Origin of the sequence: Mesorhizobium sp. AA22 (assembly GCF_001672375.2) — a bacterium.
GTDB lineage: Bacteria > Pseudomonadota > Alphaproteobacteria > Rhizobiales > Rhizobiaceae > Mesorhizobium > Mesorhizobium wenxiniae.
Map to the genome: position 1 here is coordinate 5898086 of NZ_CP048406.1, position 17909 is coordinate 5915994.

Below are 17909 nucleotides of genomic sequence, written 5' to 3' on the forward strand. Positions count from 1 at the left end.
AGAAGGTATTAACTTTCGCGTATTTGAAATACGGGAAAGTTAAATTCTCTTACTCTGGAGCTCAGTATGCTAACTTTCCCGTATTTCACATACGAGAAAGTTAGAAAATGGCTCTTCACCTCGTCGGGGAAAACATCGATAAAACCCGCAGCCACTATCAGGCTGAAACGGGCAAGCTCGTTCAGCTAAGGCGCGGCATCTATGTCGATGCCGGGGAGGATATCGAGGCCACGATACTCAAGCACGCCGTCCGCATCGCCAAATACCTGTATCCCAACGCTTACCTCTCGGCCGCGAGCGCTGTCCTTCTCGGCCCGACCCGCGATGGCCGCCTGTTCCTGAGCGGGCGACGAATACAACGCACGCGCTTGCGCTCGCTGGAAATCATTCAGAACGCAGCTCCCGACCACCCATCAGTCGCTCAAGCGAATATCGATGATGGCATGGGAGAATTCCGGATCGACGTCTCCTCGATGCGCCAGCGCTTCCTCGAAGCTTTCCGCCTGCGCAGCGAACACGCGGGATCCATCGATGAGACGATGCGCGAGACAATCGCGAACCGCCTCATAGAAGAATACGGCAGCGCCCAGGGCGCTGCCGACGCGACATGGGCGCTCGCCCACGAAAACCAGTGGTATCGCGAAGGCGAGCACGCCGAGCGCTTCCTCCTCCGCCGTCCAGTGACCGCAGAGCCTGCGCGCAATGAAGCCGCGTTCGATCTGATCGTAGCGTGGCACGGCGCTCCGCTCGGCAATCTCAAACATGATGGTTTTGAGTGGCGCTGGAATCCAGATGATCAGGATGGCCCGCCACTTGTTCGCCAGACCACGCCGGGCAAGCTCCCTCCTTTCATTCTGTCGCTGCTGCCTGAAGGCTGGCTTGAGTCGGTGTTGAATGACCGCGACGAGCGCGCGACGCTGCGCTCGGGCAAACGCTACATGTCCAACATTACCATCGTCGAGCGTGCGAGCGATCTCTCCGCCCTGCCGCCCGACGTCCTGCTAACCCGGCTCGATGGCTTCACTAGAAATTCTATCTTCACTGGCCAGTATGCAGGGCCGGGTCGCGGCGATCTGGAGCAGAGCTTCGAGCGCAATCTGGCGGAGATTTTCGAGCGTACCGATACGCCGCGTTTATCAGGCGTTCAGATCAAAGCGCCGATGTTCCTCGATACCGACGGTACTCTCTCCCCCAGTACCGGCAAACCGTTCACCCACATCCTCAAGCCTGCCGGTACAGGTGGATTTGAGGCCCTGCCGGTTATCGAATGGCAGTCGCTCGCTTTGGGCAGCGCGGCCGGTTTCACGACGCCCGCGACGGCGCTCGTCTCGATGCCTGACAGGATGCCTCCGGCGCTCCTCGTGGAGCGGTTCGACATCAGAACGAGCCTTGACGACAAGCATCTTTTGGCGCTTGAGGATTTTTGCTCGGTGCTCGGTGTGCCCACGGAAGCAAAATACGGCGGCACAATGGAGCGCATCGCGCGGGCACTAAGGCCGCTATCGACCTCTCCCGAAGAAGACGTCCTGCTTGTCCTCAAGCGATCCTTATTCGCCTGGCTGATCGCAGATGGCGACATGCACCTGAAGAACATGGCACTGCTGAAAATCGCAGAGCCCAGCAGCGCGCAGTTCAGCTCAGTCCGCATGGCTCCGCTCTACGACGCGGTCACGACTCGCGTGTTTCCACATCTCGAAAAAGACCGGATGGCCCTCAAGCTGAACGACAAGGACGATCGTCTGCGGCGCGCCGACTTCAAGGCTTTCGCGAGCACGGCTGGCCTTAAGGCTGCCGATGCGGATACCAGCATCGACGATCTCGTTGCAGCCCTCTCACGCGCTCTCAACCACCTCGAATTGCCGCCGCCTCTATCAGACGGCTCTCAAGGCGCGAAGATGGCGGAGCAAATGCGCGCGATTGTCCACGAACGCATCGATGGGTTTGCGTAGATGATAATCTAACTGGTATGCCGGTTTCCAAGGACCGCACTTCCCAGCGTGGTAGACGAGACCTCCCGGACAAAGCTTGGCAAGGGCTCAAAAGTTCCGGCTAGTGATAGATGCTCAGTGGAGGGGCCGTACTAGGGGCCCCAGCCGATGTCCATTGTTCAGTTTGCACATGGTGAGAACCGCAAGCCATCGACCAGAAGAGTTCAAGAATTCTCCCTCTCAAGTTGAGTGGAATGGTCTACCAAGCGTCTGGCCGAGGCCCTATAAGGAACCCGCAGGTGCGGAGTACACGCCGGCGCCCTGTCGACATACATATCCGCCGCGTTTGAGAGGAATCCGGTATTGCCCCTGTGCCTGCCGATGATCCGCCACCTGAAATCCCCGGATCTGTTTGGCGCCCTCGATCGCCTGCCGGCGCTCGGCACGCCGGTTAGCGAGCGGACATTCGAGGTCCTCAACCCGTCGAGCGGCGAAGTGCTGGCAGTACTTCCCGACATGGGTGTGGAGGAGACACGCGCTGCGATCGACAAGGCCTACGTAGCGCAGCCTGGATGGGCGGGGCTGACCGCCCGAGAACGCAGTGACGTTCTGTGGCGATGGCATGAGCTGATCATTGACCACGCCGGTGATCTTGCAGCGATACTCACTGCAGAGATGGGCAAGCCGTTTGCCGAAGCCAAGTCGGAGGTGTCGCATGCGGCCGCGTATCTGCAATGGTACGCCGAAGAAGCCAATCGCATCTATGGCGAGACGATCCCCGCACCATCGACAGACCGTCGGATGCTGGTGATCAAGCAGCCCATCGGTGTGGTCGGCACGATTACGCCGTGGAATTTCCCAGCCTCGATGGTGGCGCGCAAGATCTCGCCGGCCCTGGCGGCGGGCTGCGCGATCGTGCTCAAACCTGCTGAACAGACGCCGCTCGTGGCAGGCGCAATGTTCGCCCTCGCGCACCAAGCCGGCTTTCCCTCCGGTGTCGTCAACCTGATCTATGCGTCCGAAGGTGCTGACGTTGGACGCGAACTCTGCTCCAATCCTAAGGTCCGAAAGATCAGCTTTACAGGCTCGACCGAGGTTGGCCGGCTGCTGATGCGCCAGTGCTCGGACCAGATCAAGAAGGTCAGCCTCGAGCTCGGCGGCAATGCGCCTTTCATCGTCTTCGACGACGCTGATATCGACGCTGCGGTTGACGGCGCGATCCAGGCGAAGTTCCGCAACGCCGGCCAGACTTGCGTTTCAGCGAACCGCCTTTACGTCCAATCGAGCGTTCACGATGAGTTCGTCGAGAAGTTCGTGGAGAAAATCCGGTACTTGTCGGTTGGCGACGGCTTCGCCCCCGGAGTGGACGTCGGACCGCTCATCGACTTGCATGCTTTGGCCAAGATCGAGTCCCACATCGCAGATGCCGTTGCCAAGGGTGGGACAATTCGATGCGGGGCCGAACGTATTGGCAAGGATGGCACCTTCTTCAAGCCCACAGTCCTCACTGAAATCTCCAGCATCATGGCGGTTGCGCAAGAGGAGACTTTCGGGCCGCTGGCGCCGATCATTCGCTTCCACGAGGCGGATCAGGTTGTGCGTGAGGCCAACGACACGATCTACGGCCTAGCCGCCTATTTCTATGCCTCGAACCTGAAGCGTGTCTGGCGCGTGGCCGAGGCATTGGAATATGGCATGGTTGGCATCAACACGGGGCGTATGTCTTCGGAAGCGGCGCCCTTTGGCGGGATGAAGCAGTCCGGCATCGGGCGGGAGGGTTCCCGCCACGGGCTCGAAGACTACCTCGAAATGAAATATCTCTGCATAGGCGGAATCTGATCTCTATGTGGATGGACACCTCAGGCGCAGAATGAACCAAAGGGATGATCGAGCGCTTTGGCGAACCTTCTTGCGGCTGATTCGGGTCGTCTATCGCGATCCGGCCTGCGCGCCTTACGTGTGCATCTAAGCGCCCAGCTACGTTGAACCGCCTCTACGGCGACGAGCCAAGGCGCCGGTACCGGACGGTACGTTGCTCATCCTATCTAACCGCGGCAAGTTTACGCCGCAACCTCCTTATTGCCGCACAAGCAATTGAGCGCCCTTCGCGCATCGCTCTGAATCGCTAGAGTCGCCGGCGTGCTCGCCTGGAGAATATACAGTAGACGTACCCAGGCCGCGCATCCACAGAGACATTGAAGGGTGAGATCCAATGATTATAGCGCATCTGCTCGACATGGACGGGGTCCTGGTCCGCGGCGGCCAACCGATTGCTGGCTCGGTCGACTATGTCGCCGGGTTAGTCGCCAAGGGTGAGCCGTTTCAGATCTTCACCAATAACTCGCGCTTCACGCCCGAAGATCATGCCGAGCGTCTAAGAGCGGTTGGCTTCGCCGTGCAGCCAGAACACATCTACACATCGGCGCTCGCCACTGCGCGGTTCGTGGAACTACAAAAGCACGGATCATCTGCTTATGTCATCGGCGACCACGGTCTGGTCGAGGCCCTGCGGCAGGCAGGCTGCCGGATAACGGAGTTTGCCCCCGAGTTCGTGGTCCTCGGAGACACCACTTCGTACCACTACGAGCAGATCGCAACTGGCGCCGAGCTTGTGGCGAAGGGCGCGCGCTTTCTCGCCACCAATCCGGATGCGACTGGCCCGACCGAGCGGGGCTCCCATCCGGCATGCGGTGCAGTCGCAGCACTAATCGAGAAGGCCACCGGCCGTCAGCCCTATTTCGTCGGGAAGCCGAACCCGTTCATGATGCGCAACGTGCTCGACCGGCTCGGAGTGCGAGCTGTCAATACCATCATGGTCGGTGACCGCATGGACACCGACGTGCTCGCCGGGCTGGAATCGGGCCTGAAGACAGCCCTTGTGCTTACTGGGGTCACGAAACTGGCTGACATAGAGCGGTTTCCATTCAGACCGGACCACGTGGTCGAGTGCCTTGCCGATCTGGGCCAGATCATCGTGAACCAATAAGCCGAGCGCACCTTTACACGAAGACCGAACGCTCCCTCTGCGTTCCGCATGGCGGCCGTCAACCTGGGCAATTATCGGCAGGAACAGCTGGCCACATCCAGAAAAGAAGTGATAAGCATGACAACTTAGTCGAAGTATACCCATGTAGCCCAATGCAGGCCGGTCTTGACCTCTATGAAGCAAGAGTCTTCGACCGAAGAATCTCGCGCGCCGAAGTAGGCTAGTCCAGCGAATGGGCAGGTCGGATCGACCAGATGCGTTCGCTGCGACACTCACGCCCGACACCGCCTTCGTTTCTGTCATGGCTGCGACAACGAGATGGGCGTCGTTCAACCCATTGTAGTTTAGACCGATATCGTCGCCGCCTCGCTCCGGAGGCGATCCTACACGTGGACGCCGTGCAGATTGTTAGTCGTATACCCATAGATCTGACAGACGAGTTCGTCGAAGTCGATCTGCTCTCCCTATCAGCGCATTAATTCCAAGGCCCGAAAGGCGTGGGCGCGTTGTACATTAGGGAGGGGTTGCGCCTCGAACCGCTTTTTTTATGGTGAACAGGAGGACGGGCGACGGCGCGGGACGCTGAACAGCTAAGCAGCCGCCTGACTGGCCGTTGCCGCGGAACAGGCGGCTCGGCGGCTGAGTGTAGCGAGTGGCATCGAAGCGCTTCGAAACAACTTTGAACGGGAGTTGCAATCCGCCTGCCGCAAGTACGTTTTAATGAGATTCAAGCTCCGCGCCTTCCAAATACGTGCTCTTGACCATCCCGTGGTGTGAGGCCGATGCGATTGTCGAGCGCCTGGCGATGCGCGGAATCTGTCTGTCCACAGGTTCCGCCTGCCGCGCTGGCTCCAGCGATCCGTCGTATGTGCTGACGACGATGGGGATCACCTATCAAGATGCTAAGTCTACGCTGCGAGTGAGCCTTTCCACATCTACTCCAAAGGCGGATCTCGAGTGGCAATGGCCGAAATAGTCGCTGCTGTGAATACCGACCGCGCTCGAAGTCTGACAAATCTTCAGCACCAGTTCGCATAGCCGGACGCGAAACATTGCGCCTCTAATTTGAAGTTCTGAACGCGAGTACGTCTGAACACGGATGCCCGGCAGGAGACTGAGCTCGCTGCCGGGCCGGGTACGCCTTGGGAGGTGGCGTAATTCAGCGACTCTCGTGGAGGTGGGAACCACTCAGTCCGCGTGTTTTGCTGAATAGCGAGCATGTACCGTGCCAAGTCAAAAAGCGCTTAAAAACACCCGAGAGTCAGGTTCCTGTACCTTGCGTACTCGACATTGTCGGCTATCGGACAATACGAACGTGCCTCTTGGCATCGATGATGCCTCACGAAGGCCGTTCGCTGCCATGTCGAGCGGGCCAATCGGTGGTGACGGGTTTTAGCTCCGAACTGTTCGCCGGCTGACGCACAGGGCGGATATCACTTTCAAGTGAGGAAATCTCTGTACCCTCCATTCATGAGCGCGCGGCCACGAGAGACGGCGCGGCGAATGCGGTCGCGCAGATGATCGCGAGGATCCCTCCAGTCGGCATGGGCGCGCCGTTGACCAACCAGAGCTTCGGCGAGCTCGCGATGTGATGCCCCGGCAAGTGAGCCGTCGAGCGCACGAAGAACGAAGGTCAAACGAGGACCGCGTTTTTCCCGCGGAAACAAGCGGGCAGGCAGTTGCTGACCCAGACTCAGAACATTGAGGCACTCGAGCGTCCTCAGACGGGGCTTCGAAAGCATCGCTGGCCAGATCGCCTCGGTGCGGAGGCAAACAGGGCGCAAGATATCCGCGCCAGAGACGGCGAGCTGGAGCGTATGTTCCGCATTGCGAAGAAGAACATGCTGGCCCTTGTCGGGCGCCAGCAGGACCGTCGCACGACATGGCAACGCCGAGAGCTCGAACGGCAATGTCGCCGAGGATGCGGACAGCTGTTCTGCAATGACCGGCAGCACATGGACGCACCAGAGCGGAGACCAGAATACGACCGAATTTCGCCCATAAGAGTCGGCGAAACAGGACACCCCAGTGTGACAGGTCGCCGGCGAGCGCGACGACGTCGAGAAAGGGTCGGTAGGACAAAGTATTGGCCTGCTGGCTTGGAGCGGTCACCTCCCGCTGGAATGCTGGATTGCGGCGCAAGAACTCCCAGGCCCATTCGCGCGGCGTCAGACCAGCGGTGTAATCGTACGATCTTTCATCGCGCCAATCAGCCTCATCCGCGCCAGTCACGAGAACTGTAGGCATCACTGTGCTCCCCTGCCCGCCCCCAGGGAGGTCGAAACATCATGCGACCTGGCAAAGCACCGGCGCCGGGGCCACCAGACCCCGATGACGCCATTTGGTCGAAGACTGTGCCATTGGCACCTTGGAGGGCAGAAGGCGCGCGCAAACAGCAAGAACACCGTCGAACCCGCGCAGCGACAGCCAGCGCGGCCTGAGCACGCCAAGGATATCGGTTTCGTATCGGTGATCGGCTCATCCGTCCCGTTCAAGAGGTTCCTTGGAGACGTAGTGGCGTGGCGGTGGATTGCACGCTGCTGGTGGGAAAGTTGTCGTAGCGCCGGCGCTATAAGCTCAGTCATGGAGGTCTCCTCGGGGGAATTTCCGCCATTGGAGGCCAAGTTCCGCGCTATGGCAGCCTGTATAGTTGTACAGGTTAAGCCGACAGCTCAGTGGACCGAAAAACGAACCGGCGAGGCGCGCAGATCGCTTTTTGCCGGTGCTCACGCCGAGCTTTCTTTGCGGACGGTATGGAGATCGAGCGCGGCCGGGGTCCACTAGCGCCTGCTGCAGCTGATTCTTCCAAGCAGACTTGCCCCGCACTGCCCTGTTGCCGCGGCACACCAATGCGTAGCGTCAGGTAGACATCGTCGACCATTAGGCGTCTCGTTGAGATACTACGCCGAGCCCGAGCTCCCCCAATCCTAAACCCTCATATCGGACGGCGGCCCGACATCAGCCCAGGTTGCCATAGGGACGAGTCCCATGCGTTCGCCGGAATGCAGCTTGGTGACTTGATCGACAGACTTCAAGAATGCAATCAAGGGAACGGTGCAGGTCAAGATTGCGGCAGGGCTTGGGCACCATCAGGTCGCCCAAGCGGCGCCCAGCCCTTTCCTCGAATCTCCGGTTTTTTGCCGCTGGACCACAGCCCAGCCACTCCTGCTTGAGTGCTGCACGGTGTCACCGCTCGCGCCGGAGGTTGATCCGGTGATTACGGGGTACGCTCGTTGTCGCATTCGCGACGATGTCTGACATCTGACACAGCGCTGCCAGAGCGATCCCATTGTTCCGTAAGGGATTTCCCAGTTGGCACGACGGTTGCGGTCCTATGCGCAAAAGCACTGCGACGCCGCACCGACTGGGAAGAACTCATCCATGATCACGCTTTTCGAACATGCGGGCGACGCCGCAAACATTGATCCTTCTCGAGCAGGCGAGAGCCATTGCGCCTTCATTCCTCAGGTCTTTCGCACATGAGCGAATTCGATTTCCGCCCAACGCTGAATGCGCCCGACGATGACCCTCATCTTTGGCTTGAAGATGTAGAAGGCGAACCGGCACTTGCGTGGACCGCCAGCCAGTCGGCAAAGACCCTGAAGCACTTCGCGGGAACGCAGTTCGAGCGCGATCGGGCGGCCCTGACAGCGATTTTCGACCGTCCTGACAAGATTCCCACCATCTGGCGCCGTGGTCAGTACCTCTACAATTTCTGGCAAGATGCCGGAAACCCGCGCGGACAGTGGCGCCGGACCACCCTTGCCGCCTACATGAAGGCGGATCCCCAATGGGAGCTACTGGTCGATCTGGACGCCCTCGCGGCTAGCGACGGAGAAGACTGGGTCTGGGGCGGCGCGTCGATCGAGCCGGAGACGCGCGAAAGAGCCGTCTTGCGCCTGTCGCGCGGCGGCAGCGACGCGGTCGTGCATCGCGAATTCGACCTGAGCTCTCTGAGCTTTGTCGCCGACGGTTTCAATCTCCCCGAGGCCAAGGGTGACATTGATTGGCTCGACCCCAACACGCTTCTGCTTTCCAGTGCGCTTGGTCATGGCATGGCCACCCGCTCCGGTTACGCGCGCACCGTGCGACTGTGGAAGCGTGGCGCGGATCCTCTCACCGCGCCGGTAATCTTCGAGACCGGTTCCGAAACCCTGGGTGTGTCTGGCCATCTGGACCGTACCGCCGAGAGCGAGCGCGTGTGGTTCATCGAGCAGCTGGCCTGCTTCGAGAAGATAGTCCGCATTGGCGATGATAGCGGGCCGAAGATTGAGATCGACCTTCCTAAGGACGCCTGGTGGGGTAACTTCGGCGATTGGCTGGCGGTAAAGCCGCGCACAGCATGGACGGTTGCCGGGACGACCTATCACGCCGACGCGCTGATCGGCATCTCGCTTTCCTCTTTCCTGGCCGGCGAACGCCGTTTCAGTACCCTGTTTGAACCGGACGAGAGGCGCTGTCTGCAGTCATTCTTCTGGAATGACGGGAAGCTCATTATCGCCTACCTGGCGAACCTCGTTCCGAGATTCGAGGTGTTCACGCCGGGCCCGCAGGAATGGACGCGCCGAGCCCTGGACACCGTTCCCGTGCAAGGGACTGTTCACCTCTGGTCACTCGATGCCGCAGATCACGAGACCAATGGGGAGGTTCTGGTCGGGGCTCATGATCCAATCACCCCGCCGCAGCTTTTCCTATTCGATCTCAATGCCGCGCCGCCTGTCAGCGCTTCAGTAATCCTGAAGCGCAGCCCGGAGAATTTCGACGCATCCGGCCTGGTGGTCACGCGCCACGAGGCAGTATCGATCGATGGTGAGATGATTCCCTATACACAGGTCGGTCCGGCGGATGGGAACGGGGATGCCCCGGTTCATCTCAGCGCCTATGGCGGGTTCGGCATATCGCTCCTGCCCTCCTACAACTCCTCGCTCGGCAAGCTGTGGCTCGAGCGCGGCGGCACGTGTGTGGTGGCGAACATCCGCGGGGGCGGCGAGTTCGGCACCCGGTGGCACGATGCCGGGCGGAGGGAGGGCAAGCGTCTCGCCCATGACGATTTCGCCGCCGTTGCCGCCGACCTCGTGCGAAGGGGCATTACGCTGCCGAGGCGGATTGCCGCCGAGGGCGGCTCAAATGGCGGCCTGCTGATCGCCAACATGCTTACCCGCTATCCTGAGCATTTCGGCGCGCTGTTCTGCACGGTTCCGCTTATCGATATGCGCCGCTACACCAAGCTCCTGGCGGGCGCGAGCTGGATCGACGAATATGGCGATCCCGACAAGGCTGACGATTGGGCTTTCCTGAAGGAAATCTCCGCCTATCACGCCGCGACGCCCGGACAGCCCTATCCGCCGATCCTGCTCGCGACCACGAAGCGGGACGACCGCGTCCATCCGGGCCACGCGCGCAAGATGGCGGCAAAGCTGCAGGCCCTTGGCTATCCCGCGTACTTCTACGAGCCCGGCGCGGGCGGCCACGGCTCCGGCAAGGACAATCGGGAGCGCGCTGCATTCAGTAGTCTTGGCATCCACTTCCTTCGCAGCGCGATCGGCTGGCACGCCGATAGCTTCCATAGACGACCGGGACAAGCGCGGACTTCGGATGAGTGAGTACAGGTCGAGGACTGCGACAAAGGTGTAAATAATGCGAGCACGGTTTGCGCAAATGTGCGCCCCGCACGCTGTCGATATCAATCAATACTGCAGGACTATAGCAGTCTACCGTTTCTGAAGAGCAAGGAGAAATATCATGGCAACAAAGCGAGTGAAGGTGGCGCGGGGAGTAACAGCGGCCGTCGTCTTGATGCTGCTGGCACAGCCGGCTATCGCGATTCCAAAAGCCCCCTCCGCGTCTCCGCCTCCCCCTCCGCCTCCCCCTTACCCGTGCCCGTCTACGACACCAATCTAAGAGCCAAGCTCTGGGCAGTTCCGCCTGCGCCGCCTCGGGGTCATATTCGGGCTACGTTAATACGGTGCCTTCCCGCTTACTTCTATGGGACCAGCGCAGGCGGGCACAGCTACGGCAAGGACAATCCGAGCGGGCCGCATTCATTGCCTTGGGCGACGATTTCCTTGGCAGCGCGATCGGCTAGCACGCCGATAGCGTTCATTGGCGACCGGCAGGTCAACAAGGGCGAACTTCGACGAAGTGAGTACAGGTCTAACAATGGGCGCAGAATTTGCGAATAATGCGCGCCAGTATTCTGTAGATAGCAATCAACACGGCAGGACTATTCACAGTGAAGTCTAACGAGCAAGGAAACAACATTATGGCAACAAAGCGAATGAACGTGTTGCGGGGACTCACAGCGGCCGTCGTCCTGTTGCTGGTAGGACAGCAGGCGGCCGCGGCAGACCTTGCAGAACCGTGCGACCCGGATAAGGGTGCCTTGTTCACGGAATGGCCAAGCCCTTGGCAGATCCGCCTGCGCGCGTTGGGGGTTATCACTGAGGATTCGGGCTACGTTAACGCGGTGCCCGGCTCCGGTCTTTCCTATTCGAACACCGTAACGCCGGAACTCGATATTTCGTATTTCTTCACGGACAACGTCGCAGCCGAGCTTATCCTCGGCACCACCTATGCCAACATCACAGGCCAAGGCTCGATTGGCGGGCTGGGCAATATCGGCAAGGTTTGGCTGCTGCCGCCCACGCTGACATTGCAGTATCACTTTACCGATTTCGGCGCCTTCAAGCCCTATGTCGGCGCCGGCGTGAACTATACGATCTTCTATCATCAGCAAGCCAGCAGCGCCGATGATCTCAAGGTCAAGAACACGTTCGGCACCGCGCTGCAGGTCGGGTTCGACTACATGGTCGACCAGCACTGGGGCGTCAACTTCGACGTGAAGAAGCTTTTCCTGAAGCCAGACTTCGACGTCACGGTGGCCGGCGCGAAGCAGACGGGAAAGGCGGAGCTCGATCCCTGGCTGATAGGCGCAGGCGTCACGTACCATTTCTGACAACGGAAGGCGAAGGCGGCTTACGCGCAGCCCGAGTCGAATGAAGGGCGCCTCGTGCGCCCTTTGCCGTCGGCCCGACGGTCCACTCTTGTCAACCCGACATACACCCAAGGTCAATGTGACTTGGGGTTATCCGAGCTGTCGGATATGCGACGCGTCGTCCTCCGGACACGGATCAACGGACTGACGCCAGCCATGCAGAGAATGTCGATAGCCAACGCTTTGTGCCTGGCCCCGTTCCGGCCGTTTCCGGTGCAGGAACAGCAAGGGAGTGTGATTGCAAGCGTCATCTGGCTTTGAAGATTCCATCATGTGGACATGGAAAATACCCTGCTGGCTCGGCGCCAACTCTTCAGTCTGGTTCACCCGGCCAGTTCCTGGATATCGGCGTAGGGCGCACGGGTCATGTTGACTGCCGTCTCGGCCGCACCCGCGTGCCGACTCCTTCGAGCAACACTCAACGCTGCTGCACACCGGCGATGAAAAGCCAGATCCAACAATGTGTCTTCCGAAAACCGAAAGAGGTGAACAGATATGGTCAAGATCGGCGCTTTGGCGCTCGCGTCATCAATTCAAGGGGCATCGGGATCGGCAACCGCTCGGGCGCTGGCCCACGGTTCAAACGGCACACATCCACCGCTAGCGCTGAGCGATTGGGAGCGGGCATTGACGATCAACCATCGCTATCGCGGACTCACCGTGAATGTCCCCGAGGGGCCGTTCTGGCTAACTGGAGCCAACGCGTTCGTGTACCGCCGGACTACCCATGGCGAGCGGCAGTTCATGCGGGTCGATGCTGCCACGGGTTTGAAACGGGCCGCCTTCGATCAGGCCCGTCTGGCGGCGGCGCTAAATGAAGCGAGCCATAAGAGCTATCAGGCCGGCGATCTTCCCTTCGAGCGTTTCGAACTGACCGAGGATGGTCGCAGGCTCGACTTCATGATTGAGCAGGTCCGGTGGAGCTGCGACATTGAAAGCTATGCCTGCACCAGCACAAACTTGGATGTGGACGCCCCGAAGTTTCAGCTCAGCCACCACTACACGCCACCGGCTGAGAACAACCGCGACCAGAGGAGCGTCTCGCCCGACGGCAAATGGATCGTCTCTATAAAGAACTGCAATGTTTTGCTGCGCAGCAAGGACGGATTGCAGGATGTTGCGCTGAGCCGGGATGGATCCGAGGGCAATTACTACGTCTTTTCGACACTGAGTTGGTCGCCGGACTCGCGCCATCTCGCGGCCTACCGCGTTCGCCCCGGCTACAAGCGGGAGGTCCCCTACCTCAATTCGTCGACGGACCAGTTGCAGCGCGAATATTCGACAATGGTCTATCCCAAGCCGGGCGATGCCCTTCCGCTGCCCCAGCCGGTCCTGTTCGACATTGCCGGCCTGCGCCAGATCGTGATCGACAACGCCCTGTTCTCCAACCCCTTCGAACTTTCCCCTTTCCGGTGGTGGGCGGACGGTCGCGGCTTTACTTTCGAATATAACCAGCGCGGGCATCAGCTCTATCGGCTGGTCGAGGTAGACGCCGCCACGGGCCGCGCACGCTCGCTGATCGAAGAGACCAGCACGACCTTCGTTGATTACCAGCCGCTGGTGATGAACCAGCACGGTACCGGGAAAGTCTTTCGTTACGATGTCGACGACGGGAAGGAGATCATCTGGGCGTCCGAGCGCGACGGGCACGAGCACCTGTACCTGTTCGACGGCCAGACGGGCGCGCTCAAGAACCAGATCACCAGCGGTGAGTGGGTGGTCCGGGGGGTCAACCATGTCGATCCGGTCAAGCGCCAGATCTGGTTCGAGGCGAGCGGGAGGAACCCGGGGGAGGACTCCTATTTCGTCCATGCGTACCGCATCGGCTTCGACGGTGAGGGGCTGACTGAGCTCACGCCCGAGCCGGCCAACCACCATGTCGAGTTCTCTCCCGACGGCCGCTACTATGTCGATCTCTGGTCACGCATCGATCTGCCGCCCCGCATGATGCTCTACCGCGCCAGCGACGATGTCAAACTGATGGAGGTGGAGACCGCCGACATGTCCGAGCTCGTCGCCGCCGGCTGGCAGCCGCCACTCAGCTTCCACGCCAAGGGGCGCGACGGCAAGACTGATATTTGGGGCGTGATCCACCTGCCCGCCAATTTCGATCCGAAGAAGAAGTACCCGGTGGTGGAGAATATCTATGCCGGGCCCCAGGGCTCCTTCGTCCCAAAATCCTTTTCAAGACGGACAGAGCCGCTCACGCAGCTGGGCTTCGTCGTTGTGCAGATCGATGGCATGGGTACCAACAACCGCTCACGCGCCTTTCATGACGTTGCCTGGAAAAATCTGAAGGACGCAGGCTTTCCCGATCGCATTCTATGGCACAAGGCGGCCGCCGCGAGGTATCCGTGGTACGATATCTCCAATGTCGGCATTTTCGGCGGGTCCGCAGGCGGCCAGAGCGCGGTGAGCGCGCTACTCTTCCATCCCGAATTCTATAAGGTCGCGGTCGCCAACAGCGGCTGCTACGACAACCGGATAGACAAGATCTGGTGGAACGAACAGTGGATGGGGTGGCCAGTCGGCATTGAATATTCCCAATCCTCCGCCATCGACAATGCTTACAGGCTGCAGGGTAGGCTGATGCTCGTCGTCGGCGAAATGGACCGCAATGTCGACCCGTCCTCCTCGCTCCAGCTTGCCGACCGACTCATCAAGGCGGGAAAAGATTTCGACATGGTCTATGTGCCTGGTGCCGATCATGGCGCGCCAGGCATCTATACTGAGCGCAAACTCCTGGACTTCTTCGTTCGCAACATTCTTGGTCAGACCCCACCCGACCGAGCAAAAGAGCAAATATGATGCTTCGGCAGCTTCTGCCTATAGCAATCCTCGCGCCCGTTTTGTTGGCTATGATCGAGGCGGCAAGCGAGCGGAGAACTGCTCGGACGAGGGCCTGCGCCGATTCCTGCGCAATGGTGACCTTAGCAAGACGAAAACGGGAACGACATGGGCGCCCCGCCTCTGCCTGCCTCTTCGATGACGGCACGCTTCTATCTTGCATGCGTCGTTTTGCCTCCGCTCGCCAATCGCGGCTTTCCCCGGAAGCGGGACGGAAGCGGGGCGGGCGGCGAGTTGCGACCGGAAGGGCCGCCGTCCAGGCGGATCGCATCCGAAGGACCGGAACGAAGAGAAGGACCCGAAGCGAGAGCGAAGGGTTGCGGTTCGACCCCAGAGCCTCGTGGGTGGCGATGATATCTTTCACGCTTGGGCCGAGCGGGACGCTCCGGCCGACCTTGGGGATGGCTCGTATCTCTTGAATCATCTTTTCCGCGAAGTCAGAATGTGGATGCGTCTTCGGTCAGTCCGCTGGCCGGCGGTCAGCGCATCATTTCGGTGACTAACCTCGACGAGGCGACGAGGCGGGCCGCCGGACGCACATCACCTCAAGTCAGCGACCCACACGCGACGCATGGCCAAAACCCAACTTCGCCCTGATCCGGAATGCTTGCCGCCAGGGCCTTGGCGATCTGCCGAGCCCTAGATGACCGGCACGAGTATAGGCGAGCCCTTGCGTATGGGGGGCGCTCGGCTTCATCCTCTCAGCGGAGCCGAACCCTACCGCGGCGCAGATACTCGGTAGTCGGCCCTGAACAACGGATAAGGCGCTGATATTGTAGGTATTGCGAATCCGGGAAGACCAGTGGAAGCATCCGATTTCGCCGTTTTCGGCTGGAGTGCTTGCAGGCACCAGGCAAGCCAAAGCGCGAGAACCGTGAGGATCAGGCGCAGATTTTGGCCGCGGCGACGAGCAGCGCATTGATCGCATTGCCAGCATGACCGAGGAGAGCGTGCCATCGATCGACTGCTCGCAAACCGGGCACGCATTGGTGATCGCCCATTCGTCCCGATTGAACAACCGGCGGATTTTCAGCTTTCCTTGTTCTTTTGTGGGTCCCGGGCGAGCACCTCCAGACGCTGCAGATAACGACGAACGTTGCCGCGAATGGCCGCTATCGCGTTGTCCCGCAAGACCGCTTAGGAGACAGGCCGCGCGATCGGTTGACACGATGCCCAAGCGGCGTCGCGGACATCGGGCTTGCGCAGGTTCATACACCGTCGACCAGGGGCGGACGTGGCTATATCCGTGTTGCGCCTCGGCAAGCATCCCGGCGCGGCGTAGGGCTGGCGAAGGCGATGAGTTGGCGTCGGGATGTCGCGTGCGGTGCGCGCCGGAAAAGCCGCAAAGGTGCAGCCGGCATCGCCGAGAGAGGTGCCAGGCGGCGGCACTCGAATTGCCTCCGCCTGGCTTGGCTGGTTCATTCGGCCATGAACAGCGGCTGAACTCTGGCCCATTGATCGGCGGTGCGGAAGCCGCCCCGGGTCGTGTAGCTTTCGGGGGGGAATTTCATCCAGCGCGGCAGCCATGCGTCGACTTTCTCCCTGCTGTTCTCGTCGAACAGGAAGTCGCGGATGGTTGTCTTTTGCGTCTTCACCTTCTCGAAACATTGCCGTGGGCGACATGCTTGCCGCCGATATCGGCGAGTATCAGATTGGCAATTTCCTTGTCGCGCAACAGGTCGAAGAGGGCGTCGTCGGCTTGCCAGCGAGCTGGCCATATCGACATTCAGGTGATTGGCAAGCGCCTCGATGACGGCGCTGCCGGCTTCGACCGTCTCGGCCATGACGATGGCGAGAACGCGCAGGACATCGTCGTCGGACAGCGTCGACAGCCGGGCGAAGACGCGCGCTGTGGCAAAGGCATCGCCGTTGCCGCCGACGACCGCGCCAGCCTCCTCCGGTTGCCCCAGCAGCGCCAAAACCTCGCGCCGCCTTCGCAGAATACGGCTTCGGCCTTGCAGGCTGCGAGGCTTGCCGCCACCGCTTCATTGGCGGTACGCTGCGGCTCGTGGCGAACCTGCCACAGGCCCGAACCTGTGATGGGATGCGCCCCCATCAGGCGCAGCGCGACACCCGGACGGTCGAGCATGGCCGCGCGCACCGCGGCATGGCAATGCAGATCGACATGGTTCTGCATCGGCCCGGTGAGTTCCGGTCGCGACGGCTATGCGGGGGTTTCTTCGTGCTCGCCGCCCTCGCCTTGCGGGCGGGCGCGGCGGGCATCCTTGCGCGACAGCCAGCCCTCGTGGCACTCGACCGCGCTGCGATGCGAGACTGATATGAAGACCTTGCCACCTTTTTTTCTTCGGCGTCTTTTCGTGGTCCCAAGACTTGGAAAAACTGCCCCGGTTCCAGCACGGCCACGTCGGCCAGCCGGCTTCCAGATAGGCGTCGCGTCTGGCAGCGATCGCCTCGTTCTGCTTTTGCCAGAACAGGTCGGCGTCGGCGAAATAGCTGTCCTGGCTGAACAGGTCGCAGACGATCAGGCCCGGATAATCCTCCACGGCAAACAGCGCCACCTCTGAGGAAATCGACTGGCCGCCGAACAGCCATTGTTTCAACTGATCGCCGCGCGGCGCGTATTGCTCCGGATCGGCATAAAGCGCCAGCCAATCCTTCTGCTGCGCCTTGGAGGCCATGGTCAGATTGCGCGCCGTCTCGGCGTCGATTTCCTCGCGCCGATAGGCCTCGCGGATTTTCGGCAAGAGGTCGCCGAGCGCCAGAATGCGTTTGATCAAAAGCTCGGTGATGCCGAAAGTGGCGGCGATGTCGGCGACGCTGCAGCCCTCCTTGATCAGCCGCGAAAACGTCTCCCGCTGCGACACCTCGTCGGGATCGAGCCGGGCGAAGTTTTCGATCACCAGGCCTTGAGCGCATCGGCGTCGTCGCCGTCTTCCATGATGGCGCAGGGCAAGGCATCGCCCTCGCCGCGCTCGTCGGCGAGCGACTTCGCGGCGAGATAGCGGCGCCGGCCGGCGACGATCTCGAAGCTATCCGGCTCGATGTCGGGCCGCACCAGAAGCGGCACAAGGACGCCGCGCGCGAACGGACGGCAGGATGTCCAACACGTCGGGCGCGCTGGAATGGCCCCATGTTGAGCGTGGAAATGCTGAGCCGGTCGAAAGGAATGTGGGCAAGCTGCATGGTTCGTCTC

Annotated in this window: 10 protein-coding genes; 6 read left to right on the forward strand and 4 right to left on the reverse strand. The window is 60.7% G+C overall.

Going from position 1 to position 17909, the window contains the following annotated elements:
- The first annotated feature begins 107 nt into the window (after nucleotides 1-107).
- From A9K68_RS28065 to A9K68_RS28075, 3 genes are all read left to right on the forward strand, one after another.
- Nucleotides 108-1949 carry a HipA domain-containing protein gene (locus A9K68_RS28065; RefSeq protein ID WP_065011144.1) on the forward strand — a complete coding sequence of 614 codons (1842 nt, stop codon included), beginning with the start codon at nucleotides 108-110 and terminating at the stop codon, nucleotides 1947-1949.
- Nucleotides 1950-2291: 342 nt separating this feature from the next.
- On the forward strand, nucleotides 2292-3767 hold the full coding sequence (locus A9K68_RS28070) for an NAD-dependent succinate-semialdehyde dehydrogenase (protein WP_065011143.1): 1476 nt from the start codon (nucleotides 2292-2294) through the stop codon (nucleotides 3765-3767).
- A 373-nt stretch (nucleotides 3768-4140) separates the two neighbouring features.
- On the forward strand, nucleotides 4141-4914 hold the full coding sequence (locus tag A9K68_RS28075) for an HAD-IIA family hydrolase (RefSeq protein WP_065011142.1): 774 nt from the start codon (nucleotides 4141-4143) through the stop codon (nucleotides 4912-4914).
- 1439 nt (nucleotides 4915-6353) lie between these two features.
- On the opposite strand, the gene A9K68_RS28080 is transcribed toward A9K68_RS28075, so the two are convergent.
- On the reverse strand, nucleotides 6354-6869 hold the full coding sequence (locus A9K68_RS28080) for a DUF2285 domain-containing protein (RefSeq protein WP_176478106.1): 516 nt from the start codon (nucleotides 6867-6869) through the stop codon (nucleotides 6354-6356).
- A 1524-nt stretch (nucleotides 6870-8393) separates the two neighbouring features.
- Here A9K68_RS28080 and A9K68_RS28085 point away from each other — a divergent pair.
- The 3 genes from A9K68_RS28085 to A9K68_RS28095 all read left to right on the forward strand — a co-directional run bounded on the left by A9K68_RS28085 (nucleotide 8394) and on the right by A9K68_RS28095 (nucleotide 14716).
- Nucleotides 8394-10517: a prolyl oligopeptidase family serine peptidase gene (locus A9K68_RS28085; protein WP_065011140.1), complete on the forward strand. Its 2124-nt coding sequence runs from the start codon at nucleotides 8394-8396 to the stop codon at nucleotides 10515-10517.
- A 659-nt stretch (nucleotides 10518-11176) separates the two neighbouring features.
- Nucleotides 11177-11869, forward strand: coding sequence for an OmpW family protein (locus tag A9K68_RS28090; protein ID WP_065011139.1), 693 nt, complete (start codon nucleotides 11177-11179; stop codon nucleotides 11867-11869).
- A 534-nt stretch (nucleotides 11870-12403) separates the two neighbouring features.
- On the forward strand, nucleotides 12404-14716 hold the full coding sequence (locus A9K68_RS28095; protein ID WP_163603081.1) for a S9 family peptidase: 2313 nt from the start codon (nucleotides 12404-12406) through the stop codon (nucleotides 14714-14716).
- Nucleotides 14717-16173: 1457 nt separating this feature from the next.
- Here A9K68_RS28095 and A9K68_RS31990 read toward each other — a convergent pair.
- The 3 genes from A9K68_RS31990 to A9K68_RS32000 all read right to left on the reverse strand — a co-directional run bounded on the left by A9K68_RS31990 (nucleotide 16174) and on the right by A9K68_RS32000 (nucleotide 17783).
- Nucleotides 16174-16674, reverse strand: coding sequence for a hypothetical protein (locus A9K68_RS31990; RefSeq protein ID WP_245430207.1), 501 nt, complete (start codon nucleotides 16672-16674; stop codon nucleotides 16174-16176).
- A 66-nt stretch (nucleotides 16675-16740) separates the two neighbouring features.
- Nucleotides 16741-17616 carry a hypothetical protein gene (locus tag A9K68_RS31995; protein WP_246811255.1) on the reverse strand — a complete coding sequence of 292 codons (876 nt, stop codon included), beginning with the start codon at nucleotides 17614-17616 and terminating at the stop codon, nucleotides 16741-16743.
- A complete protein-coding gene (locus A9K68_RS32000; protein ID WP_245430204.1) occupies nucleotides 17613-17783 on the reverse strand; it encodes a ParB N-terminal domain-containing protein in 171 nt (56 codons plus the stop codon). The genes A9K68_RS31995 and A9K68_RS32000 overlap by 4 nt, the downstream gene beginning before the upstream one ends.
- Between the last annotated feature and the right edge of the window lie 126 nt (nucleotides 17784-17909).

Excerpts from the sequence above, each read along its gene's own strand:
- A9K68_RS28065 (WP_065011144.1), top strand. The coding sequence starts at position 108 with ATGGCTCTTCACCTCGTCGGGGAAAACATCGATAAAACCCGCAGCCAC.
- A9K68_RS28075 (WP_065011142.1), top strand. The coding sequence starts at position 4,141 with ATGATTATAGCGCATCTGCTCGACATGGACGGGGTCCTGGTCCGCGGC.
- A9K68_RS28085 (WP_065011140.1), top strand. The coding sequence starts at position 8,394 with ATGAGCGAATTCGATTTCCGCCCAACGCTGAATGCGCCCGACGATGAC.
- A9K68_RS28090 (WP_065011139.1), top strand. The coding sequence starts at position 11,177 with ATGGCAACAAAGCGAATGAACGTGTTGCGGGGACTCACAGCGGCCGTC.
- A9K68_RS28095 (WP_163603081.1), top strand. The coding sequence starts at position 12,404 with ATGGTCAAGATCGGCGCTTTGGCGCTCGCGTCATCAATTCAAGGGGCA.